This is a genomic window from Blastococcus tunisiensis, assembly GCF_900112815.1.
In the GTDB taxonomy this organism is placed as follows: domain Bacteria; phylum Actinomycetota; class Actinomycetes; order Mycobacteriales; family Geodermatophilaceae; genus Blastococcus_B; species Blastococcus_B tunisiensis.
The window spans coordinates 29654-50487 of the sequence record NZ_FOND01000004.1 but is presented as its reverse complement, the minus strand read 5'-3'; the positions used below and the strand labels follow the sequence as shown (position 1 = coordinate 50487).

24 protein-coding genes and 1 riboswitch are annotated in these 20834 nt (G+C 74.7%); of the genes, 15 read left to right on the top strand and 9 right to left on the bottom strand.

The window, feature by feature from the left end:
- Positions 1-19 precede the first annotated feature (19 nt).
- Positions 20-916 (bottom strand): SMP-30/gluconolactonase/LRE family protein, encoded by an 897-nt coding sequence (locus tag BM142_RS06435; RefSeq protein ID WP_092195960.1) that lies wholly within the window; start codon positions 914-916, stop codon positions 20-22.
- 138 nt (positions 917-1054) lie between these two features.
- On the opposite strand from BM142_RS06435, the gene BM142_RS06430 reads away from it, so the two are divergent.
- The 3 genes from BM142_RS06430 to BM142_RS06420 all read left to right on the top strand — a co-directional run bounded on the left by BM142_RS06430 (position 1055) and on the right by BM142_RS06420 (position 3757).
- The gene (locus BM142_RS06430) at positions 1055-2260 is read left to right on the top strand and encodes an HNH endonuclease signature motif containing protein (RefSeq protein WP_092195959.1); all 1206 of its coding nucleotides are present in this window, start codon (positions 1055-1057) and stop codon (positions 2258-2260) included.
- 73 nt (positions 2261-2333) lie between these two features.
- Positions 2334-3272: a Rieske (2Fe-2S) protein gene (locus tag BM142_RS06425; protein ID WP_092195958.1), complete on the top strand. Its 939-nt coding sequence runs from the start codon at positions 2334-2336 to the stop codon at positions 3270-3272.
- Positions 3269-3757, top strand: coding sequence for a hemerythrin domain-containing protein (locus BM142_RS06420; protein ID WP_092195957.1), 489 nt, complete (start codon positions 3269-3271; stop codon positions 3755-3757). Before BM142_RS06425 ends, BM142_RS06420 begins: the two co-directional genes overlap by 4 nt.
- Before the next feature lie 58 nt (positions 3758-3815).
- On the opposite strand, the gene BM142_RS06415 is transcribed toward BM142_RS06420, so the two are convergent.
- A complete protein-coding gene (locus tag BM142_RS06415) occupies positions 3816-4337 on the bottom strand; it encodes a C40 family peptidase (protein ID WP_092195956.1) in 522 nt (173 codons plus the stop codon).
- A 15-nt stretch (positions 4338-4352) separates the two neighbouring features.
- A riboswitch (cyclic di-AMP (ydaO/yuaA leader) is annotated at positions 4353-4508 on the bottom strand.
- A gap of 342 nt (positions 4509-4850) precedes the next feature.
- On the opposite strand from BM142_RS06415, the gene BM142_RS06410 reads away from it, so the two are divergent.
- The 5 genes from BM142_RS06410 to BM142_RS24410 all read left to right on the top strand — a co-directional run bounded on the left by BM142_RS06410 (position 4851) and on the right by BM142_RS24410 (position 8958).
- The gene (locus BM142_RS06410; RefSeq protein WP_092196183.1) at positions 4851-5177 is read left to right on the top strand and encodes a PH domain-containing protein; all 327 of its coding nucleotides are present in this window, start codon (positions 4851-4853) and stop codon (positions 5175-5177) included.
- A gap of 114 nt (positions 5178-5291) precedes the next feature.
- Positions 5292-6017 (top strand): hypothetical protein, encoded by a 726-nt coding sequence (locus tag BM142_RS06405; protein WP_092195955.1) that lies wholly within the window; start codon positions 5292-5294, stop codon positions 6015-6017.
- Between the two features lie 35 nt (positions 6018-6052).
- Positions 6053-8077 (top strand): sensor histidine kinase, encoded by a 2025-nt coding sequence (locus BM142_RS25500; RefSeq protein ID WP_139228789.1) that lies wholly within the window; start codon positions 6053-6055, stop codon positions 8075-8077.
- On the top strand, positions 8074-8706 hold the full coding sequence (locus tag BM142_RS06395; protein WP_217640608.1) for a response regulator transcription factor: 633 nt from the start codon (positions 8074-8076) through the stop codon (positions 8704-8706). Before BM142_RS25500 ends, BM142_RS06395 begins: the two co-directional genes overlap by 4 nt.
- A gap of 93 nt (positions 8707-8799) precedes the next feature.
- The gene (locus BM142_RS24410; protein ID WP_175527136.1) at positions 8800-8958 is read left to right on the top strand and encodes a hypothetical protein; all 159 of its coding nucleotides are present in this window, start codon (positions 8800-8802) and stop codon (positions 8956-8958) included.
- A gap of 55 nt (positions 8959-9013) precedes the next feature.
- Here the strand turns inward: BM142_RS24410 and BM142_RS06390 are convergent, their stop codons facing one another.
- Genes BM142_RS06390 through BM142_RS06380 form a run of 3 tightly spaced genes read right to left on the bottom strand, consistent with a single transcriptional unit; the run spans position 9014 to position 11047 of the window.
- Complete coding sequence (locus tag BM142_RS06390; protein ID WP_092195953.1) at positions 9014-9310, bottom strand: hypothetical protein; 297 nt, start codon at positions 9308-9310, stop codon at positions 9014-9016.
- A gap of 31 nt (positions 9311-9341) precedes the next feature.
- The gene (locus tag BM142_RS06385) at positions 9342-10121 is read right to left on the bottom strand and encodes a hypothetical protein (RefSeq protein ID WP_092195952.1); all 780 of its coding nucleotides are present in this window, start codon (positions 10119-10121) and stop codon (positions 9342-9344) included.
- On the bottom strand, positions 10118-11047 hold the full coding sequence (locus BM142_RS06380) for an ABC transporter ATP-binding protein (RefSeq protein WP_092195951.1): 930 nt from the start codon (positions 11045-11047) through the stop codon (positions 10118-10120). The genes BM142_RS06385 and BM142_RS06380 overlap by 4 nt, the downstream gene beginning before the upstream one ends.
- Positions 11048-11209: 162 nt before the next feature.
- Between BM142_RS06380 and BM142_RS06375 the strand changes: the two genes are divergently transcribed.
- The 5 genes from BM142_RS06375 (at position 11210) to BM142_RS06360 (ending at position 15213) form a co-directional block, all read left to right on the top strand.
- The gene (locus tag BM142_RS06375; RefSeq protein ID WP_175527135.1) at positions 11210-12496 is read left to right on the top strand and encodes a sensor domain-containing protein; all 1287 of its coding nucleotides are present in this window, start codon (positions 11210-11212) and stop codon (positions 12494-12496) included.
- 73 nt (positions 12497-12569) lie between these two features.
- Positions 12570-13217 carry a response regulator gene (locus BM142_RS06370; RefSeq protein WP_092195949.1) on the top strand — a complete coding sequence of 216 codons (648 nt, stop codon included), beginning with the start codon at positions 12570-12572 and terminating at the stop codon, positions 13215-13217.
- Between the two features lie 46 nt (positions 13218-13263).
- Positions 13264-13893 (top strand): hypothetical protein, encoded by a 630-nt coding sequence (locus tag BM142_RS06365; protein ID WP_092195948.1) that lies wholly within the window; start codon positions 13264-13266, stop codon positions 13891-13893.
- 96 nt (positions 13894-13989) lie between these two features.
- On the top strand, positions 13990-14154 hold the full coding sequence (locus BM142_RS24405) for a hypothetical protein (RefSeq protein WP_175527134.1): 165 nt from the start codon (positions 13990-13992) through the stop codon (positions 14152-14154).
- 102 nt (positions 14155-14256) lie between these two features.
- Entirely contained in the window at positions 14257-15213 is a 957-nt protein-coding gene (locus BM142_RS06360) for a D-2-hydroxyacid dehydrogenase family protein (protein ID WP_092195947.1), read from the top strand.
- Here BM142_RS06360 and BM142_RS06355 read toward each other — a convergent pair.
- Complete coding sequence (locus BM142_RS06355; RefSeq protein WP_092195946.1) at positions 15197-16042, bottom strand: helix-turn-helix transcriptional regulator; 846 nt, start codon at positions 16040-16042, stop codon at positions 15197-15199. The genes BM142_RS06360 and BM142_RS06355 overlap by 17 nt on opposite strands.
- 138 nt (positions 16043-16180) lie before the next feature.
- Between BM142_RS06355 and BM142_RS06350 the strand changes: the two genes are divergently transcribed.
- Both BM142_RS06350 and BM142_RS06345 read left to right on the top strand, forming a co-directional pair.
- On the top strand, positions 16181-16930 hold the full coding sequence (locus BM142_RS06350; RefSeq protein ID WP_092195945.1) for an SDR family oxidoreductase: 750 nt from the start codon (positions 16181-16183) through the stop codon (positions 16928-16930).
- Between the two features lie 11 nt (positions 16931-16941).
- Positions 16942-17649 carry a maleylpyruvate isomerase family mycothiol-dependent enzyme gene (locus tag BM142_RS06345; RefSeq protein ID WP_217640607.1) on the top strand — a complete coding sequence of 236 codons (708 nt, stop codon included), beginning with the start codon at positions 16942-16944 and terminating at the stop codon, positions 17647-17649.
- 33 nt (positions 17650-17682) lie between these two features.
- Here BM142_RS06345 and BM142_RS06340 read toward each other — a convergent pair whose 3' ends face one another.
- The 3 genes from BM142_RS06340 to ilvA all read right to left on the bottom strand — a co-directional run bounded on the left by BM142_RS06340 (position 17683) and on the right by ilvA (position 20804).
- Complete coding sequence (locus tag BM142_RS06340; protein ID WP_092196180.1) at positions 17683-18066, bottom strand: VOC family protein; 384 nt, start codon at positions 18064-18066, stop codon at positions 17683-17685.
- Between the two features lie 74 nt (positions 18067-18140).
- Positions 18141-19418: a GmrSD restriction endonuclease domain-containing protein gene (locus BM142_RS06335; RefSeq protein ID WP_254790602.1), complete on the bottom strand. Its 1278-nt coding sequence runs from the start codon at positions 19416-19418 to the stop codon at positions 18141-18143.
- 123 nt (positions 19419-19541) lie between these two features.
- Positions 19542-20804 (bottom strand): threonine ammonia-lyase IlvA, encoded by a 1263-nt coding sequence (gene ilvA / locus BM142_RS06330; protein ID WP_254790600.1) that lies wholly within the window; start codon positions 20802-20804, stop codon positions 19542-19544.
- Positions 20805-20834 lie beyond the last annotated feature (30 nt).

Genomic DNA, 20834 nt, shown 5'->3' with positions numbered 1-20834 from the left:
CCGGCCATGGCGCCAGGGGTCAGGGCAGCCCGGCGTGCGGGACGGCGACCTGCGTGCCGACGAGGACGGCTTCCCGGACCGGCGCCCGCGTGTGCTCGTAGAAGTCCGGCGCGCAGCACAGCAGCAGCTCGCGGCCGTCGTCCCCGCCGAGGGCGCAGGCGAACACGCCCATGCCCTCGGGGGCGGCGATCTCGTCCACGACCACGCCGCCCTCGGCCACCCGGAGGACGCGTGCGTTGAGCCCGTCGGCGACCCAGATGTGCCCCTCGGCGTCCAGGGTGCAGCCGTCGGGTGCGACGACGACCTGGCCGATGAGCTCCTCGACGGAACCGCCCTGGGGCAGCGGCCCCAGCTCCGCCCACACCCGGCGGCCGGTGAGCGAGCCGTCCGGCGCGATGTCGAACGCGGTGAACCGGTTGCCCCACGTCTCGCCGACGACCAGCGTGCCGTCCGGGGTGATCACCGAGCCGTTCGGGAAGTGCAGGTCCTCGGCCACCACGGTCACCGTGCCGTCGGGGTCGACCCGCTTCAGCGAGGTGGTGCTCGGTGCGCCGCCGCCCATCAGGTCGAAGCCGAAGTCGCCGACGAAGGCCCGGCCGGACGCGTCGACCACCATGTCGTTGAGGTGCCCGCCGCAGACGTCGGACAGGTCGGCGTGCGTCGTGGTCCCGCCGTCGGCCAGCCGGAGCAGCCGGCGGTCCTTCATGGAGACGACCAGCAGCGACCCGTCGGGCAGCCAGCCCAGCCCCGAGGGCTGGTTCTCCACCTCCAGGACGACGGTCTCGCCGCCGCCCGGCTCGACCCGGCTGACCGTGTGCCGGTAGAAGTCCGACGCCCACCAGGCGCCGTCGTGCCACCGCGGGCCCTCGAAGTAGGAGCCGCCCTCGAGCACTGTCCGGAACTGTCGCTCAGCCATGGGGTGGACGCTACGGCCTGTCGGTCGTCACGACGAGACGAACACCTGTGGACAGGCTTCTGACCTGTGCATTCGTGCCGTTCCCGTCGTAGGACAACGCTAGAATCCGTACACACGTTCGAGTGGTTGGAGGTGGTCATGGGCGAGCTGCAGTCGGCGCTCGATGCACTGGCCGCCGAGGACGTGCGCGCCCTTCCGCCGCGTCGGCAGCTCGAGGGGGTTGCCGAACTGCTGGAGGCGCGGAACCGCATCGATGCCCAGCTGGCTCGTCGGGTGCGGGCTGCGGAGCTCCAGCAGGCGCCGGAGGACGACGGCAAGAAGACGATGGCGTCGTGGCTGCGCGGGCACGGCCGGCTCGCCTCGAAGGTCGCCGGGCAGACCGTTCGCATCGGCCGGGCGCTGGAGCACCTGCCCGCCCTCGAGGCGGCCTTCGCCGCCGGTGCGGTCAGTGCCGACCAGGTGGCCGTCGTCGCACCGGTCGTCACGCCCGGCCGACGGGCCGCCGCCCTCGAGCAGGGCATCGACCTCGCCGAGGTCGACCGCATGCTGGCCGCCGTCGCCGCCCAGCACGACGTGCAGCGGCTGTCCCGTGTGGTGCACCACTACCTGTCGCGGCTGGACCCCGACGGTCCCGAACCCGACCCCACCGACGAGCGGTCGTTCACCGTGTCCACGATGAGCGACGGCACGGTGGTCCTGCGTGGTCAGCTCGACACCATCGGTGGGGAGAAGCTGAAGGCAGCCCTGGAGTCGGTCATCCAGGCCGACCGGCCGAAGGGTGACCTGCGGACCCGTGCCCAGCAGTCCGCCGATGCGCTGGTGCAGCTCGCCGACAACCAGCTGGCCTCGGGTGGGTTGCCGATCCTGCGCAGGGTCAAGCCGAGCGTCGCCGTCACCGTCGGTGCGGCCGACCTGGCCGCCCCCGCGACCGGCCCTGCGGCAGCCACCACCGGGTTCGGCAGCCGCGTGTCCGCGGAGACGGCCCGGATGCTGGCCTGCGACGGCGCCGTCACGGTGTTCCGCCTCGACGAGCACGGCAAGCCGCTGAACGTCGGCCGCACCACGCGGTCATGGCCGCCACACCTGCGCAAGGCCGTCGAGATCCGCGACGACACGTGCGTGTTCGCCGGCTGCGGCGCCCCGAAGCACTGGTGCGACGTCCACCACCTCATCCACTGGGCCTTCGGCGGGGAGACCTCGCTGGACAACGCAGCGCTGCTGTGCGAGCGGCACCACACGAAGGTGCACCACGGGTTCCGGGTCCAGCGGGATCCGGGCGGCCGATGGCGGACCTTCCGACCTGACGGCAGCGAGATCGTGATCGGCACGTCACTGCTGGTCTGAGCACGTCCGGGCCGTCGTTTCGACCTGCCTTCGCTGGGCACGGGCCCGACATGGGTCGACGAGGTGCTGACCAGTGACCGTGCGCGCCGTGCTCGAGCGGGCCGTCCACGCCATCGAACGGTGGCAGGTGCTCGACGCGCCCGGCTACCAGGTCGAGCACGGGCTCTCCCTGACCTTCCTGCTCGCCGGCCGCCGGGCCCGGCAGCTGCAGGACGTGCTGCACGGGGTCTGGTTCGGCCACCCGCTGCACCCCGCGCTGGTCACGCTGCCGGTCGGCGCCTGGAGCGCCGCACTGCTGCTCGACGGTCTCGACGCCACGGGCCGCGGCGGACCGGGCACCGGGCGGGCCGCCCGCACCGTGGTGAAGCTCGGCGTCGGCGGAGCCGTGGCGTCGGCAGCGACGGGCCTGACCGACTGGCAGCACGCCCACGACGAGGGCCGACGGGTCGGCCTGGTGCACGGCGCTCTGAACAGCACCGCGCTGGCCCTCTACACCTGGTCGCTCGCCGACCGCGCGCGCGGCCACGCGGCCCGTGCCCGGGCCAGCGCCGCCGCCGGCTACGCGATCACCCTGACCAGCGCCTACCTCGGTGGCGTCCTCAGCTACCGCTACCGGCTCGGCACCGACCACGCCGACCGGAGGAACGAGCCCCGCCGCTTCACCCCGGTCCTCGACGAGTCCGACCTCGTCGAGGGCCGGCCGGTGGCCGTCGACGCCGACGGCGTGCCGCTCGTGCTCGTCGCCGGCGACGCCGGGGTGCAGGCGGTCGGTGGCATCTGCCCGCACCAGGGCGCCCCGCTCGGCGAGGGCTGGCTGCACCAGGGCGAGCTGGTCTGCCCGTGGCACGGCTCGCGGTTCTCCCTCGACAGCGGTGAACCGGCGCAGGGCCCCGCCACGGCACCGCTGCCCTGCTACGAGACCCGCACCCGGGACGGTCGGGTCGAGGTGCGCCGCCGGGCGCGCTGGCGCACACCCACCGCCGTGACGACCGTCGAGGAGGCGTCCCGATGAAGGCCGACGACGTGCTGACCGCCCACCACGACGTCCTCCGGGGACTGCTCCGCGACCTCGCCGGGACCACCGACGCGCAGGCCGACCGGCGGGAGGAGCTGCGCGAGGAGTTCCTCCGGCAGATCGAGATCCACGCCCAGATCGAGGACGAGATCTTCTATCCCGCCGTCCCCGACGTCTCGCCGCTGCTCTCCCTCGCGCACGCCGAGCACCGGCAGATCGATGACCAGGTCGCCACCGTTCTGCGCACGCCGGTCGACCACCCGCAGTTCGTCGCGGAGGTGCGCATGCTCGAGGCGACGGTGCGGCACCACACGATGGAGGAGGAGCAGCGGATGTTCCCCCAGTCGCACGCCCTCGGCGACGCCCGGCTGGAGGAGCTGGGCCGGCAGCTGCAGGACCGGCAGCGCGAGCTGGCCCGCTCCGGTGGCATGCGGCTCCTGATCCGGCTCAAGCGCGCCACGCTGCGGCTGACCAGGGCCTGACCCTCTGCCGCGACGGTGCCCCGGTGCGGACCACCGGGGCACCGTCCACGGCCTGGGATCAGACGACGCGTCGCGCCGTGTTGTACCCCCACACCGAGTCGACCGGGACGACGGCCACCGGGTTGCCGTAGGTGGAGGAGTGCACCATCTGCCCGTTCCCGACGTACATCCCGACGTGGCCCACCGGCTGGAAGAAGAAGATCAGGTCACCGGGCTGCAGGTGCGCCCGGTCCACGTACACCCCGGCCGTCGACTGCGCCCGCGAGGTGCGGGGCAGCTGGACGCCGGCGGCCTGGTACGCCGAGTAGGTGAGTCCGGAGCAGTCGTAGCCGCCGGGGCCGGTGCCGCCCCAGACGTAGGGCTTGCCCTGCTGCGCCAGGGCCGTGTTCACCGCGACCTGCGCGGCGTGCGTCGGTGCGGCGACCGGGGCGGCCGCGAGGGCCACCGGTGCCGCGGCGGGACCTCCGGCGGCGGCGGAGGCGGGCAGCGGGCTCAGCGCGATGCCCGCACCGGTGACGAGGGCGAGCGCCGCCCCGCGGAGGGAACGACGGGTGACCGTGGACGTGCGAGTAGTCGTCATGGACGACGCGTTCTCCTGTTCTCCATCGACCGCCTACCGAGTTAGCTGACGGGTTCGGGCGGGGAGATCGCCCGGCGGGACCGGCGGGGCCGGCCACGCTTCACCCCGGAACTGCGGTGGGTCCCCGGTCCGGCACCGGGGACTCCGGTGCCGGTTCGGCGGTGTCCGGTCGGGTGCCACCAGGTGCGGTGGCGACGGGGCCTCGGCCGGACCGCGCCGACGCTAGGTCCGTCATCCGACCGTCACAAAAGGGCGGATCGTGGGTCGTGCGGCCCGCCACCCGGACCCCGCCGGTGGACGCCGCCGGCGCGACTCGCGGCCCCACCACGCCCGACGCCGACACCGGTTCCGGACCGGCCCAGGACCGCACTACGGAACGGAATCGACCGCTTACTTCCTCTCGGCGGCGCGGCGCGGACGCAGCGTCGCCGGCCGCTCGCGCGTGTCCCGTGGGAGGGCGCGATCCGACGTCCGGCGTTGACGGACCTGCCCGGGCGTGCTCCGGTGGTGGCGATGGCCGGGAACGCGCTGTACGACGACGGGCGGGTGTGCCTCGACGCCGAGGCACTGACCCTGCGGCGCTACTACTTCCCGTTCGCCACCAGCAAGCGGATCCCGTACAGCGCCATCCGGGGCGTCGACGTCCGTCCGCTCACCTGGCTCACCGGCAAGGGCCGCCTCTGGGGTTCCGCGCACCCGCGCTACTGGCTCCCCCTGGATGCCACCCGGCTGCGCAAGGACACCGCCGTCGTCCTCGACCTCGGCGGCCGGGTGCGGCCGACGTTCACCCCGGACGACCCCGAGCGGGTGCGGCAGCTGCTCCACCGCTCCACCGGCTGACGGCTCCCGCGCCCGGTCGGATCGGGACACCGGCCTCACGACGACGGGACGTCTCCCGCCCGACGGTGGTGCTCGCCCGCCGGGAGGGACCCGGCCGGCGTTGGAGGTGGACCCATGACCGCTGAGCCCCTGTCCCCGGCTCCGTCGGACACCCGGACGGCAGACGTACCGCAGGCCCGACCCGCCCCGATCGGCCGGCGCGCCGCCGTGGTGTGCCTGGTCGTCGGCGCGGTGCTCAACCTCGCCGAGGCGCTCATCGGGCGCGTCGTGGGCCAGAGCGGCTCCGTCGCGGGCAGCCTCGACGCCTGGGCGGAGCGCCCGGTGCTCGCGACCACCGGGCTCGTCGCCGGCACCGTCGCCGTCCCGTTCCTGCTGCTCGGCCTCGTCGCCATGGCGCAGCTCGTGCGCCCGCGCATGCCGCGGCTGGGCAGCACCGCCATGGTCCTCGCCTTCGTCGGCGGGCTGGGCTTCTTCGGCATCCACGCGGTGTCGGTCATCGACCGCGCGGCCGTCGACCAGCCCGACCGCGAGGCCATGGTGGCGCTGATCGAGTCCGCGCAGAACAGCACTCCCGCCCTGCTGATCCTGGTTCCCTTCCTGCTCGGCCTGGCCGGCTCGGTGCTGCTCACCTCGATCGGCTACCTCCGCACCCGGGTGGTGCCGGTCTGGATCCCCGTCGCGCTGCTGCTGTTCCTGGTGCTCGACTTCGGCCCGTTCCCCACCGGCCCGGTCGACCCGCACTGGCTCTTCCTCGCCGCCTCCGCCGGCCTGGCCGTCGTCGTGGCCCAGCGGACGGACCGGCAGTGGTGGACCGGTCGGGCGGACGCGGCAACCCCCTGACCAGCGGCCTCCGTTCGGTTAGCGTCCGCGGCGAGGTGGACGGACCGGTGGTCGAGGAGCGTGCAGTCCCGGGGAGCCGGGCCACCGTGGTGGCCCGGCTCTCCGCCGCGGCCGCCGTCGGGTACGCGGCCGTCGGGCTGGCCGCGCACCTCGCCACCCCGGCGGCCGAGCGGGAGGACCTCTTCGGCAGCCCCGAGCCGCTCGTCGGACCGGCCATGGCGATCGTCGGCGCCGCCCTGCTCGGCCGGGTCCCCGGCCACCGGGTCCTGCAGCTGATGACCGTCATCGGCTGCTTCGCCTGCGTGTTCGCCGGCTCGCTCGGGATCGCGGTGCACGGATTCGCCGGCAGCGACGACCCCGGCCCGCTGTTCCGGATCGCCGCCTGGCTCACCCTCTGGACCTGGGTCCCGGCGTTCGTCTCCTTCGCCACCCTGCTGCCGCTGGTCTTCCCGGACGGCCGGCTGCCGTCCCACCGCTGGCGCCCGGTCGCGATGGCCGCGCTCGCGCTGATCGCCACGATGTCGCTGCTCACCGCCTTCACCGACATCCAGCCCGAGGGCGAGCAGCCGGCGAATCCCGTCGCGATCCCGCTCCCCGGCGGGTTCCTCGACGTCGTCCAGACGGTGCTCGACCCGGCCGTCCCGGCCCTGGCCCTGCTCGGGCTGGTCAGCCTGGCGCTGCGGTTCCGGCGCGCCGATCCGCAGGTCCGCCGGCAGATCGCCTGGGTCGGCTACGCGCTGGCGCTGGCGGTCGCGGCCGCGTTCCTCGCCCCGGCGCCGGTCAACGTGGTCATCACCCTCGCCGTGCCGGTGGCCATCGGCGTCGCCGTCGTCCGGGACCGGCTGTTCGGCATCGACGTCGTGCTGAACCGCACCCTGGTGGGGACGGCGCTGCTGGCCTCCTCGGCGCTGGTCTACGTCGCCGTCGTCGGCTGGCTGGGCGGGCTCACCGGCAGCCCCGACTCCCTGGTCGGTTTCGCCGGCGCGGTGGCCGTCGCCGCCGTCTTCCACCCCCTCTACGTCCGGATCCAGCGCGCCGTCGACCGGCTGCTGCACGGCTCCCGGGGTGACCCCTACCGGGTCCTCGGGCGGGTCACCGAGGTGCTCCGCGACGCGGCCGCACCCCGGGCGGCGCTGGCCCGCGCCGTCGCGACGATCGCCGTCGACCTCAAGCTGCCCGCCGTCACCGTCCAGGTCGACCGGCCGGACGCGCCGCCCGTCGTCGAGTCGGTGGGGGAGCGGGCCCTCGCCGTCCACGCCGTCCCGCTGCACTGGCACGACGACGTCGTGGGCACCCTGCACGTCGCCCACCGCCCGGGGACCGACCGGCTCGACCCGGTCGACGAGTCGCTGCTCGCCGACCTCGCCGCCCAGCTGGCCGCCGTCGGTTTCGCGCTGCGGCTGGCCACCGACCTGGAGCGCTCCCGCGACCGGCTGGTCACCGCCCGGGAGGAGGAGCGCCGGCGGATCCGCCGGGACCTGCACGACGGCCTCGGCCCGCAACTCGCCTCGGCGGTCATGGCCCTCGACGTGGCCAACCGGGCGCTCGGGCACGAGCCGGCCCGGGCCGTGCCGCTGGTGGCGACGGCCCGCGACCAGCTCCAGGACGCCGTCGCCGACGTGCGCCGCATCGTGCACGGCCTGCGGCCACCGGCGCTCGACGACCTCGGCCTCCTCGGCGCGCTGCAGGCGACCGGCCCCGGACTGCTGCCCGAGCGCGACGGTGCCCCGCGGATCCGGATCAGCGGCGGCGGACAGCTGTCGGACCTGCCCGCCGCCGTGGAGGTCGCGGCCTTCCGGATCACCCAGGAGGCCATGACGAACGCCATCCGGCACGCGTGCGCCCAGCACATCGCCGTGCGGTTGGACGGCCGCCGGGACGCCGTCGGCATCGAGGTCGTCGACGACGGCCTGGGCTGCGCGGCCGACTCGCCGGCCGGCATGGGCCTGCAGTCGATGCGCGACCGGGCCGCGGAGCTCGGCGGGACCTGCCGGATCTCGGCGGAACCCGGCGGCGGCACCCGGGTGTCCGCCGTCCTGCCGCTGGGAGGAGACCGGTGATCAGGATCGTCATCGCCGACGACCACCCCGCCTTCCGGACCGGGCTGCGCCTGCTGCTGCAGGACAGCGGGCTCGACGTCGTCGCCGAGGCCGCGGACGGGCCCGCGGCCGTCGACGCCGTCGTCGACAACCGCCCGGACGTCGCCCTGCTGGACCTGCAGATGCCGGGGCTCACCGGGGTCGAGGTGACCAGGCGGCTGCAGGAGGTCGCCCCCGCGACGCGGGTGCTGGTGCTCACCATGATCGAGGCCGACGAGACCGTGCTGGCGGCGATCCGCGCCGGCGCCTGGGGCTACCTCCTCAAGGGTGCCGGGCAGGAGGAGATCGAGCGGGCGGTGCGCGCGGTCGCCGACGGCCAGGTCGTCTACGGGGCCGGTGTCGCCGAACGGGTGATGGCCTTCTTCGCCACCCGGTCAGCGGCCGTCGGGCCCTTCCCGCAGCTGTCCGAGCGGGAGCGTGAGGTGCTGTCGTTCGTCGCGGAGGGCCGCGGCAACGGCGAGATCGCGCGCCGGCTGTTCCTGTCCGAGAAGACCGTCCGCAACCACGTCTCCAGCATCTTCACCAAGCTCGGCGTCACCGACCGCGCCGCGGCCGTCGCCCGTGCCCGGGACGCCGGCCTCGGCGGCTAGCGGTGCACGATCGGCTGAGACCGTCGTCCGGCGCGGTTGGCGGGGCCCTCCCCGGGGCAGAGAGCAGGTCGGTCCATCAAGGAGGAGGCGAACATGGCCGGACTGATCCGGAAGCTCATGGTGTCCGGGGTCGCCGCGAAGGTGATCCAGGAAGCCAAGAAGCCGCACAACCAGGCGAAGATCAAGAAATTCATCTCGGACTTCCAGAACAAGCAGGGTGGCAGCGGCAAGGGCCGCAGCACCCACCGCTGACCTGAACGCGCGACGGCGCCCCCTCCCACGACCGTGGGAGGGGGCGCCGCCGTGTTCAGGGCCGGGGGTTCGTGCGGGTCCAGCCGCGGTCGTCCCGGCGGGCGCCCGTGCCGGCCGCGCAGCGGCGGCACACCTCGGCCACCTCCTCCGCGTGCCGGCCCGACGCGGGCTGGACGTCGGCCCAGCTGACGTGCGGGAAGCGGGCCAGCCGCGACCGGCTCAGCGACAGCCCGCACACGGTCTCGTTGCGGCCGCGCTCCCACGCGTGCACCTCGCCGGAGGGGTAGCGGATGCCGTCGTCCGGATCCCGCCACTGGCCCCCGGCCGCCACCGCCGCGCTGCGCACCGTCATGGGGCCGCCCCTACCCGGGACGGCCCCGGTGCTACCCGGCGTCCCGGCGCAGCAGGGCCCAGCCGCCGAGCCCCAGCCCCGCCGCCGACCAGCCGACCAGCAGCGACGTCGCCTGGGCCGCCGACATCTCCGGCTCCCCGAGCAGCGTCCAGATCGCCCCCGAGCCCGGCAGCAGCTCGCCGAGGTCGGCCATCCACTCGACGCCGAACGCGGGCAGCAGGAACGGCAGCACCAGCTGCAGCAGGAAGACCGTCGCCAGCGCGCCCGCGGTGCTGCGCAGGAACAGGCCGACGCCCACGGCGAGCACCCCGCCGGCGACGAGCACCGCGGCGATCCGGCCGAGGCTGTCGGCCACATCGGCCCCCGCCAGCGGCAGATCCGCGATCAGCCAGGCGGCGATGTCGGCGACGAAGGCGAGCAGCACTCCGGCCACCGTGGCCGCGAGGACCGGCACGGCGACCCGCGCGGCCATCAGCACCCCGCGGCGCGGCGTCCACTGCAGCGTCGGGCCGATGGCACCGCTGGCGTACTCCTGGGTGACCGCGAGCAGCACCAGCACCAGCAGCGCGAACTGGCCGAGCAGGACGCCGAACTCCCCGGCCGCCGTCGCCGGCGGCAGCTCTCCGGTCGCCGTCACGTTCTCCGCGTCGAACGCCATGACCACGCCGATGCCGACGATGGTCACCGTGGCGGCCAGCAGGCACCACCACGTCGACCGCACGGTCCGCAGCCGCAGCCATTCAGCGGCAGCAGCGCGGCCGTAGACGGTCAGCGTCCCGGGCTCTGCGGCCCGGACGTCGGTGGTGGTCATCGCGTCACCAGCTCAGCGGCGTCGGACACGCGGTACTGGACGCTGTCGCCGGTGAGGTCGAGGTAGACCTCCTCGAGCGAGGACTGGTCCTCCACCAGCCGGTGCACCGCGGCACCCACCGACAGCGCGACGTCGCCGACCGTCTCGGCCGTGCCCCCGTCGACGACCAGCTCCCCGTCGCCCGCGGGGTGCACCCGCAGCCCCGCGCGGAGCAGCGCCCCGGCCAGGTCGTCGACCGACGGCGTCCGCACCCGCACCTGCCGGCGCCCGGCGCCGCCGCGGATCACCTCCTGCATGGAGGCGTCGGCGATCAGCCGGCCGCGGCCGATGATCACCAGGTGGTCGGCGGTCTGCTCCATCTCGCTCATCAGGTGGCTCGACAGCAGCACCGTGCGCCCCTCGTCGGCCAGCCCGCGCACGAGCCGGCGGACCCACCGGACGCCGTCGAGGTCCAGCCCGTTCATCGGCTCGTCGAACAGCAGGACGGCGGGGTCGCCGATCAGCGCGGTCGCGATGCCGAGCCGCTGGCGCATGCCGAGGGAGTACCCCTTGACGCGGCGCCGGGCGGCGGGTCCGAGCCCGACCTGGTCGATCACCTCGTCCACCCGGCGCTGCGGGATGCCGTGCGTGCGGGCGGCGACCCGCAGGTGGTCGCGGCCGCTGCGCCCCGGATGCACCGCGCCGGCGTCGAGGAGCGCACCGGCCGCACGCAGCGGCTCGGCCAGCGCGCCGAACGGACGCCCGCCGACCAGCGCGGATCCCGCCGTCGGCCGGTCGAGGCCGAGGACCATGCGCATCGTGGTGGACTTGCCCGCGCCGTTCGGCCCGAGGAAGCCGGTCACCTTGCCCGGGGCGACGTCGAAGGTCAGGTCGTCGACGGCGCGCACCGCGCCGTACTGCTTGGTCAGCCCGCGTACGGAGATCATGCGAGCCGCCGGGGGAGGGATGGAGTCATGGCACAGAGCCTGTCGGGGGAGCGGGTCCCCGCGGATCACCCCGCAGGGCCGACCTCGGTCCCCCGCGCGGGGGAGGGGAGAGGCGCGCTCGTGGGGGAATCGCCCCGCGCGGCGGTCGGTCAGGATCGACCCGTGTCATCGACGACGACGTTCCCCGCCTCGGCGGCCGAGATCGCCGCCGGCCTGCGCGGGCTGGTCGCACGGGCCGCCGGCCCCGGGTGGCCCGGACGGCTCCTGTACGCACTGGCCAACCTGCCGGTCGGGGCTCTGTGCCTGGCCCTGTACTTCGCGCTCTTCGGCTCGGTCTTCGCCGTCATCTACGGCGTCGGTCTGCTGCTGATCCTGCTCGTCCTCGCGGCCATCCGCGGGTTCGCCGGCGTGGAGCGTGGGCTGGCCGGCATCCTGCTGGGGGTCGACATCCCGGTCGGCGAGCGCGTCCGGCGCCAGCCCGGGGTCGTGCTCAAGGCGCGTCGGCTGGTGCAGTCCGCCAGCACCTGGCGCGCGGTCGGCTGGCTCGGTGCGCGGGTGCTGATCGGCGCGGCCACGCTCGCCACCTTCTTCTTCGGCACCCTGGCCGTCTTCGCGCTCAGCGAGGGGATCGACTGGAACCTGTTCAACGCGCTGCCCCTGCTGGCGCTCATGGCGGCCGCCGTCGTCGGGACCCTCGTCGTCCTCGATCTGCTGGTCCGGCTGGCCGCTGCTGTCGCGCCGCGGCTGCTCGGTGTCGGCGCCGAGCAGCAGATCGCCGCGCTGCAGCAGACCGGCCGCCGGCTGGCCGACCGCAACCGGCTGGCCCGCGACCTGCACGACACCATCGGGCACGCGCTCACCGCCAGCCTGCTGCAGGCCACGGCCGCCCGGCGCACGCTCACCCCCACGGATGACCGGCCGCTGCAGCCCGACTTCGCCCGCCAGGCGCTCGGGCACATCGAGACCAACACCCGCGCCGCGCTCGCCGAACTCGACCGGGTTCTCACGGTCCTCCGCGCCGAGGACGGCGGCCATGACCCCGCCCCGTTCTCGGCGCCCTCGCTCGCCGACCTCGAGGGCCTGCTGGCCGGCCTGCGGGACGGCGGCCTGCCGGTCGCCCTCGTCGTGGACGGCGACGTCGACGACGTGCCCGAAGGCGTGCAGGAACTCGCGTACCGGGTGGTCCAGGAGGGCACGACGAACGTGCTGCGGCACGCGGGGACCCCGCTCACCGTCGCCCAGGTGGCGCGCAGCGGGGACACCCTGGTCGTCCGCGTGTGCAACGAGCGGGCCTCGCAGCTGGAGAGCCGCCCCGGCCCCGGCGGCGGTCGGGGGCTGGCCGGGCTGCGCGAGCGGACGGCCGCCGCGGGCGGCACGCTCGCCGCGGAACCCACGCCGTCCGGCGGCTTCGACCTGTGCGTCACCCTGCCGCTGGCGGGCGCCTCGTGACCGAGCGTGCGAGGTCACGCAGTGACACAGCACCCCGCGGCACGGGGACGACGAGCGCCAGCGAGGAGCGCCCGTGACCCTTCGGCTGCTCCTCGTCGACGACGACGTGCTGGTCCGCTCCGGGCTGCGGGTGATCCTGGAGTCCGAGCCGGACCTCACGGTGGTGGGCGACGCCGGCACCGGCCGCGAGGCGCTCGAGGTCGCGGCCCGGACCGATCCCGACGTCGTCCTCATGGACGTCCGGATGCCCGACATGGACGGCATCGCCGCGACCGCGGAGCTGGTCGCCCGCGATCCGCAGCGCCCGCGGGTGCTGGTGCTCACCACCTTCGAGGACGACGACTACCTCTTCCGGTCGCTGCAGGCCGGCGCCAGCGGCTTCGCGCTGAAGCGGTCCGACCCCGACGAGCTGGTCGACGCGATCCGGGTCGTCGCGCGCGGCACCTCCCTGGTGCTGCCCGACCTGACCCGCCGGCTGATCGCCTCGCACGCGCCGTCCCGGGCGAAGGGCGCCGCCGCGCTGCCGGAGCTGACCGGACGCGAGGCCGACGTGCTGCGGCTGGTCGCCGGCGGCCTCTCCAACGCCGAGATCGCCGACGAGCTGTACCTCAGCCGGGAGACGGTGAAGACCCACGTCAGCAGCGTCCTGCTCAAGCTCCGCGCGCGGGACCGCACCCAGGCCGTCATCGCCGCCTACGAGAGCGGCTTCATGACGGTCTGATCACCGGGCCGGGCGCCGCGGCCGCGGGACGCTAGCGTGGCGGGCGGTGAAGACACGGGAGGAGCGGTGGCAGGAGCGGCTGGCGCTGCCCGTGCTGGTGGCGGCGCTCGCGTCGATCCCGGCCATGTTCCTCACCGTCGCCGAGGGCACGCTCGGGACGGCGGGGCACGTCGTCGACATCGCCAGCGGCGCGGTGCTCGTCGGCGAGACCGTCATCCTGCTGGTCGTCGCGGAGCACAAGCGGGCCTGGATCCGCGGCCACCTCGGGCTGATCGCGCTCACCGTCGCGGTGATCGTGGCCGCCGTCCTGGCTCTCGGGCCGGTGCAGATCCTGCGGCTGGTCCGCACCGTCGGCGCGCTGCGGATCCTGCGCGCCGGGCGGATCGTGAAGGCCGCCCGGAGCGTCGGTGACCGGATGGGGTTCACCGGCCGGCTGGCGCACGTCGCGGCCGCCGGCGCGGGGCTGCTGGTCGCGGTGTTCGTCGGCGTCGTCCTCGCCGACCCGACGTCGCGCTCGCGCGACCTGCTCACCGCCGTCCTCGGCGACGTCAGCACCCCGGTGATCGTCGTCCTCTCCGGGATCGCCGGCGTGATCCTCGGGGTCGCCACCTACCTGCTGGCCCGCGACACGGGCAGCGACGCCGACGCCGAGGAGGACGGCGCGCGACGGGCCTGAGCCGGGTCGTCTCCGGGCCGGATCCGCCCGCACGGGGTTGCCGCGCGCGGGCTCCGGGCACACCCCTCCCACGACGGACGACACGAGGAGGCGAACATGGGACTGCTGAGCAAGCTCACGAAGGGCGGCGCGGCCAAGAAGGTCATGGACGAGGCGCGCAAGCCGGAGAACCAGCGGAAGATCAAGAGCGCCATCTCCAGCTTCAGGAACAAGGGCGGCGGCACCGGCACGGGCGGGACGGGCCGCACCCGCCGCGGCTGACACTCCCGGACACCGGCGACGGCCCGCACCCCACCGGGGTGCGGGCCGTCGGTGGTCCCGGGCCACGACCCGCGGGCGCCGGCGCTGTAGTACACCGGCACCGTGCACCGCATCGCCGTCCTCGACGACTACCAGTCCGTGGCCGCGAGCTTCTGCGACTGGTCGCAGCTGCCCGAGCCGGCCGAGGTCGTGGAGTTCCACGACGCCGTCGCCGACCCCGACGCGCTGGTCGCCCGGCTGCGGCCGTTCGACGTCGTGCTCGCCATGCGGGAGCGCACCCGGTTCCCGCGCGAGGTGCTCGAGCGGCTCCCGGACCTGCGGCTGCTGGTCACCACCGGCATGCGGAACAAGTCGATCGACGTCACCGCCGCCACCGAGCTGGGCATCACCGTCTGCGGCACCGGCTCGCAGACCACGGCCACCGCCGAGCTGACGTGGGCGCTGATCCTCGCCACGCTCCGGCACGTCCCCCAGGAGGACGCGTCGATCCGCGCCGGCGGCTGGCAGCAGACCCTCGGCGGCGACCTCGCCGGCGGCACCCTGGGCGTCGTCGGGCTCGGCCGGCTCGGCTCCCAGGTCGCCCGCATCGGCGCCGCGTTCGGCATGGACGTCGTCGCCTGGAGCCAGAACCTCACCGACGAGCGCGCCGCCGAGTGCGGCGCCCGGCGGGTGGGCAAGGAGGAGCTGTTCGCGACGGCGGACGTCGTGACCGTCCACCTGGTGTGGTCGAAGCGGACCCGCGGCCTGATCACCGCCGCCGACCTCGCCCGGATGAAGCCGACCGCCGTCTTCGTGAACACCAGCCGCGGGCCGATCGTCGAGGAGGCGGCGCTGATCGACGTCCTGCGCGAGGGCCGGATCGCCGGCGCCGGCATCGACGTCTACGACACCGAACCGCTGCCGCGCGACCATCCCCTGCGGGAGCTGCGCCGCGCCGTCCTCACCCCGCACCTGGGCTACGTCACCCGGGGCAGCTACGAGATCTACTACCGCGAGGCCGTCGAAGACGTCGCCGCGTGGCTCTCCGGCCGCCCGCTGCGGGTCATCCGGCCGGGCTGAACTGCTGCTCGCCGATCACCGACAGCAGCCGCAGCTTCTCGGCGTCCTCGGTGCCCGGTGCGGCGGTGAGCACCAGCAGCACCTGCGCCTGGTTCTCGGTGAACAGCGCCTGGCAGTCCACGGCGATCTCGCCCAGTTCCGGGTGCACCAGCGTCTTGTGGTCGTCGAAGCGCTTCCCGACCTCGTGCTGGCTCCACATCTCGCGGAACTCGGCGCTCCCGGCCAGCAGCCGGCGGACGATCTCCTGCGCCCGCGGGTCCGCACCGCCGGCCGTGACCGCCGCGCGCAGGGCGGCCACCTGCAGCCGGCTCTGGTGGGCGTGGTCCCGCTCGGGGTAGCAGCGGCGCGCGTCCGGATCGGTGAACCAGCGGTAGACGGCGCTGCGGGCCGGACCGGTGTGGCGGGTCTCGTCGCCGAACAGTGCGCGGGCCAGCCGGTTCTGCACGAGCGTGTCGGCCAGGTCGGACAGGATCAGCGCCGGGGTGTCCTGCAGCCGGTCGAACACCCGCAGCAGCGCCGGGCTGACGTGTTCGGCGCGGCGGACCCGGACGGGAGCGTGGTGCCCGGCCAGCCGGAACAGGTGGTCGCGCTCGTCGAGGGTCAGCCGCAGCCCGCGGGCCAGCGCGGCCACCATCTGCTCCGACGGCTGCGGCCCGCGCCGCTGCTCCAGCCGGGCGTAGTAGTCGGTCGACATGCCGGTGAGCGCGGCGACCTCCTCGCGGCGCAGGCCGGGCGCCCGGCGCCGCGGTCCCACGGGCAGCCCGACGTCGGTCGGCCGCAGCCCCTCCCGGCGGCGGCGGAGGAAGTCGGCGAGCTGCGTCCGGTCCACGCGCTCATCCTGCGCGCCCGACCTGCGACGATCCAGGGACCGCCGATCCCTGGACACCTGGTCCTCTCCCGCCTCGCCGCGGGCGGACGCACGGTGGAGCCGGCAACCGACCCCGCACACGACCCTCCGGGAGCACCCATGAAGACGACGGGCAACACGATGCTGTTCACCGGCGGCACCTCCGGCATCGGCCTGGGGCTGGCCCTGCGCTTCGCCGAGGCGGGCAACACCGTGATCGTCGCCGGACGACGGCGCGAGCGGCTCGACGCGATCGTCGCCGAGCACCCGGGCGTGACGGCCCTCGAGCTGGACGTCGACGACCCGGCCTCCATTGCCGCTGCCGCCGCGTCGGTCGGCGCCGACCACCCCGAGCTGGACGTGCTGGTCAACATGGCCGGGATCATGCTGCCGGAGGACCTGCGCGACCCCGGGCACCTCGCGGCGGCCGAGGCCGTCGTCACGACCAACCTGCTCGGCCCCATCCGGGTGCTGAACGCGTTCCTGCCGCTGCTGCTGCGCCAGGACCCGGCCACCGTTCTCAACGTCTCCTCCGGCCTGGGCTTCGTGCCGCTGCCGCTCACCCCCACCTACAGCGCGACGAAGGCCGCCATCCACTCGTGGACCGAGAGCCTGCGGGTGCAGCTGGCCGGCACCCCCGTGCAGGTCATCGAGCTCGTGCCGCCGGCGGTCGAGACCGACCTGATGCCCATGAGCGACGCGACGCACGCGATGCCGCTGGCGGACTACGTGGCGGAGTCCTTCGACATCCTGCAGTCCGAGCCCGACGTGGAGGAGGTGCTGGTCGACCGCGTGCGGTTCCTGCGCTTCGCCGAGATCGACGGCCGCTACGACGACGTCCTCGCCCAGCTGGCCACCCGCGTCCCCTAGGTTCGGCGTCCGTGACCGACGAGCGGACGTTCCCTCCCTTCGACACGACGCGGCGCTGGTGGGCCGACGGCGAGCTGGCCGTGGCCGGGATCGTCGACCGGCTGACCGACGCCGACCTGGCCGGCGACTCGGCGCTGCCCGGCTGGTCGCGCGCGCACGTCGTCGCGCACCTGGCCCGCAACGCCGACGCGCTGGTCAACCTGCTCACCTGGGCGCGCACCGGCGTGGAGACCCCGATGTACCCGTCGCGGGCGGTCCGCGACGCCGACATCGAGGCCACCGCCGCCCGGCCGGGGGCCGAGGTGCGCGCCGAGCACGTGGCCGCCAGCGACCGCCTCGCCCGGGCGATCGAGGGCCTGCCCGCGGACGCCTGGACGGCGCAGGTGCGCAACGGCCAGGGCGTCGCGGTGCCGGCGTCGGCGATCCCGTGGATGCGCGCCAAGGAGGTGTGGGTGCACGGCGCCGACCTCGACGCCGGGCTGGCGTTCGCCGACCTCCCGGCCGACCTCTGCGTCGCCCTCGTCGACGAGGTGCTCGGCCTGTTCGCCGCCCGCGACCAGGCGGTCGACGTCACCGTCGTCGCCACCGACGCGGACCGGACGTGGGGGAGCGGCGGCACGCGGATCGACGGCCCCGTGACGGCGGTCGCCGCATGGCTGACCCGGTCCGACGCCTCCGGGCTCACCGGTGACGTCCCCCCGCCGCCCGCCTGGTTGTAGCAGCTGCGCGGAGCGTGCTGCCGTGGCCGTACGTCAGGACGTCGGTGGGTGCTCCGCGATGCAGAAGAGGTTGCCTTCCGGGTCGGTCAGCGTGGACCACTGCACCCAGGGCACCTCGTCGAGCACCTCCCACCGGGGCGTGGCCCCCAGGCCGACGGCCCGACGGACCTCCGCCTCGCGTGTTCCCCACGGCACGGTGAGGTCGAGGTGCTGTGTCTGCCGATCCGGACGTGGGCCCGTGCGCCGCTGGAAGAACATGGCGAAGCCGCCGGGTTCACGTGCGGGGAGGAAGACGAACTCGTCGGAATCGCCCTCCACCGCTCCGCCGAGCAGCTCCGCCCAGAAGGCCGCCAGCGTCCGAGGGACGTCGGCCTCGACATTGACCGCCCCGAGGGTGATCGCAACTCCAGTGCTCATGCTCGCGAAATTACGCGCGGGCACCGACACGAACCGGAAGGCGACGTCCTCGACAGGCAGCCCGGGCTCGGGGCCTACTCGCAGCCGATCCCGTCGCCGTCGCGGTCGAGGTGTGTCCCGTAGCCGGGCTGACCCGCCCGGACGGGGGCGGCGCCGGCGTCCCGAGCCGCGGTGCAGTTCTTGTAGTGCGGGGCGGGCGCAGGAGCAGGGGCGGGCGCGGGGGCCGGAGCAGCGGCGGGGGCCGGGACCGGCGCGGGAGGCGGCGGCGCGACGGGCGCCGGCCGCGCGCGCTCCGGGAGCTGCGCGACGACGCCACCGGGCAGCGGTTCCTCCGGGCAGGTGCTGAGCACCGTGGCGATGGCGTTCTTCTCCGCCTGGGTCATCCACAGCTGGTAGGTCACCTTGACCGCGACCTGGCGCGCCACGTACGCGCAGCGGTAGGCCGTGTTCGGTGGCAGCCAGGTGGCGGCGTCGCCGTCCCCCTTCTGCATGTTCAGCGGACCGTCGACGGCGAGCAGGTTCAGCGGATCGTTGGCGAAGGCCGTTCGCCGCGATCGGTCGAGCGCCTGCGCGCCCTTCTGCCAGGCGTCCGAGAGCGCCACCACGTGGTCGATCTGCACGTCGTCACTGGTGCCCTGTCCGCGCTGGAACCCGATCGCACGACCGGAGTAGGGGTCAGCCAGCTTCCCGGTGAGGACGACGCAGTCCCGCGTGCCTGGCTTGAACGTCTCCTCGGCGAGGTCGCGGGCCAGGACGTCGTTGCGGGTGTCGCAGCCGTTGCGGTCGACGTCGACCCAGCCGGAGCCGAAGTCGTCCCGGTCGTAGCCGGTCCGCGGGGCGCGGCCCTTCACCTCGACGGCGGCGAGCGCGGCGAGCGCCGTCGTCCGCTCGGCGGTCTCGATCGCGGTGCGGGCGGCGTCGTCGCTGAGCAGGCCGGTCGGTGACCCGACCGCGAGGGCTCGTTCGTCCGTCTCGGACTCGGCGAGCGCCTCCTCGGCGCGCTCGGCAATCTCCTCCGGACTCTCCGTCGGGGTTGGCGCGGCGCTGGTGGTCGGTGCGGTGGAGCCGGCGGCGGTCTCCTGCGTCGCCGGAGTCGTGACACCACCGACGAGGAGGGCGACCACCCCGGCTGCGGCCACCGCCCCGGCGATCCGCCGGCTGGAGATGTAGGCCCACCGGGCGTGCCCGGCCACCGCCGCGCCGGCGCCCAGGAACACGGCCGCCAGCCCGAGCATGATCAGGCCGCCGGACAACCCACTGTCGATGACCGCCACGAGGACGATGAGCAGGACGACAGCGGCGACGCCGCCTGCGACCATCGACTGCCGACGGACGGTGGGGCGATCGGCCACGGGTACCTCCAGAACCGGAACATCCAGATCCCGGAAGTTAGGGCCGTGCGGGGGACTCGCCGCTCTCCGACACGGGAGGCTCTCCCAGGTGCCCCAGGCAACCCCGCCACCCCAGGGCGGGGTTCAGACGAGGAAGCGGTAGGCCGTCGTGCCGGGGGCGACGTGCTGGATGCGCAGCGGGCTGGCCTCGATCCGCTCCAGGAGTCCGGAAAGCCCGTCGGCCGATCCCAGTTCGATGCCGGTCAGCGCGGCGCCGGTCTCGCGGTTGTCCCGCTTCATGTACTCGAAGAGCACGATGTCGTCGTCAGGGCCGACCACCTCGTCGAGGAAGCGGCGCAGCGCTCCGGGCTCCTGCGGGAACTCGACCAGGAAGTAGTGCTTGAGGCCGCGGTGCACCAGCGACCGCTCGACCACCTCGGCGTACCGGCTGACGTCGTTGTTGCCGCCCGACAGCAGGCAGACGACGGTCTGGCCGGGCCGCACCGCCACCGTCCCGCCGCTGAGCGCCGCCGACGCCAGCGCCCCCGCCGGCTCGGCGATGATCCCGTCGGTCTGGTACAGGTCGAGCATCTCGGTGCAGATCTGCCCCTCGGCCACGGCCAGCAGCTCGGCCCCGGAGTCGCGCACCAGGGGGAAGGTGACGGTGCCCGCCCGGCGGACGGCGGCGCCGTCGACGAACGTGTCGATCTCGGCCAGCTCGACCGGCTCCCCGGCGGCCAGGGCGGCGGCCATGCCCGCCGCACCGGCCGGCTCCACGCCGACCAACCGGGTGCCGGGGGAGGCGGCCCGCAGCCACGTCGCGCAGCCGGCCAGCAGCCCGCCACCGCCGACCGGGAGGACGACGACGTCGGGCGTCGCGCCCAGCTGCTCCAGGATCTCCACGGCCACCGTCGCCTGTCCGGTCACCGTGGAGAGCGCGTCGAACGCGGGCACCAGCGTCGCGCCGGTCATCCGGGCCGAGGCGTCCGCCGCGGCCGACGCCTCGTCGTAGGAGTCGCCGGTGACCACGAGCTCGACCATGTCGCCACCGAGGGAGGTGATCCGCTCGCGCTTCTGCCGCGGCGTCGTCCCCGGCACGAACACCCGGCCGCGCACCTGCAGGGCCCGGCACGCGTAGGCGACACCCTGCCCGTGGTTGCCGGCGCTGGCGCAGACGACGCCGGCGGCCCGGGCGTCGGGGGAGAGCCGGCTGATCGTGTTGTACGCGCCGCGGATCTTGTAGGAGCGGCCGACCTGCAGGTCCTCGCGCTTGAGCCACACGTCGGCGCCGGTGAGCCCGGAGAGACGGGCGTTGCGCTGCAGCGGGGTCCGCTCGGCCACCCCCGCCAGCCGTCGTCCGGCCTCCCGGACCGCGCCGTCGAAGGAGTCCACTGCTGCACCGGTCACCGGGTCATCCTCGACGACGGGCCGGACCGC

What these genes read in the sequence shown, in the direction of transcription:
- BM142_RS06435 (WP_092195960.1), bottom strand. Translation starts at nt 916, where the DNA reads ATGGCTGAGCGACAGTTCCGGACAGTGCTCGAGGGCGGCTCCTACTTC.
- BM142_RS06430 (WP_092195959.1), top strand. Translation starts at nt 1,055, where the DNA reads ATGGGCGAGCTGCAGTCGGCGCTCGATGCACTGGCCGCCGAGGACGTG.
- BM142_RS06420 (WP_092195957.1), top strand. Translation starts at nt 3,269, where the DNA reads ATGAAGGCCGACGACGTGCTGACCGCCCACCACGACGTCCTCCGGGGA.
- BM142_RS06415 (WP_092195956.1), bottom strand. Translation starts at nt 4,337, where the DNA reads ATGACGACTACTCGCACGTCCACGGTCACCCGTCGTTCCCTCCGCGGG.
- BM142_RS06410 (WP_092196183.1), top strand. Translation starts at nt 4,851, where the DNA reads ATGGCCGGGAACGCGCTGTACGACGACGGGCGGGTGTGCCTCGACGCC.
- BM142_RS06405 (WP_092195955.1), top strand. Translation starts at nt 5,292, where the DNA reads ATGACCGCTGAGCCCCTGTCCCCGGCTCCGTCGGACACCCGGACGGCA.
- BM142_RS24410 (WP_175527136.1), top strand. Translation starts at nt 8,800, where the DNA reads ATGGCCGGACTGATCCGGAAGCTCATGGTGTCCGGGGTCGCCGCGAAG.
- BM142_RS06390 (WP_092195953.1), bottom strand. Translation starts at nt 9,310, where the DNA reads ATGACGGTGCGCAGCGCGGCGGTGGCGGCCGGGGGCCAGTGGCGGGAT.
- BM142_RS06385 (WP_092195952.1), bottom strand. Translation starts at nt 10,121, where the DNA reads ATGACCACCACCGACGTCCGGGCCGCAGAGCCCGGGACGCTGACCGTC.
- BM142_RS06380 (WP_092195951.1), bottom strand. Translation starts at nt 11,047, where the DNA reads ATGATCTCCGTACGCGGGCTGACCAAGCAGTACGGCGCGGTGCGCGCC.
- BM142_RS24405 (WP_175527134.1), top strand. Translation starts at nt 13,990, where the DNA reads ATGGGACTGCTGAGCAAGCTCACGAAGGGCGGCGCGGCCAAGAAGGTC.
- BM142_RS06350 (WP_092195945.1), top strand. Translation starts at nt 16,181, where the DNA reads ATGAAGACGACGGGCAACACGATGCTGTTCACCGGCGGCACCTCCGGC.
- BM142_RS06340 (WP_092196180.1), bottom strand. Translation starts at nt 18,066, where the DNA reads ATGAGCACTGGAGTTGCGATCACCCTCGGGGCGGTCAATGTCGAGGCC.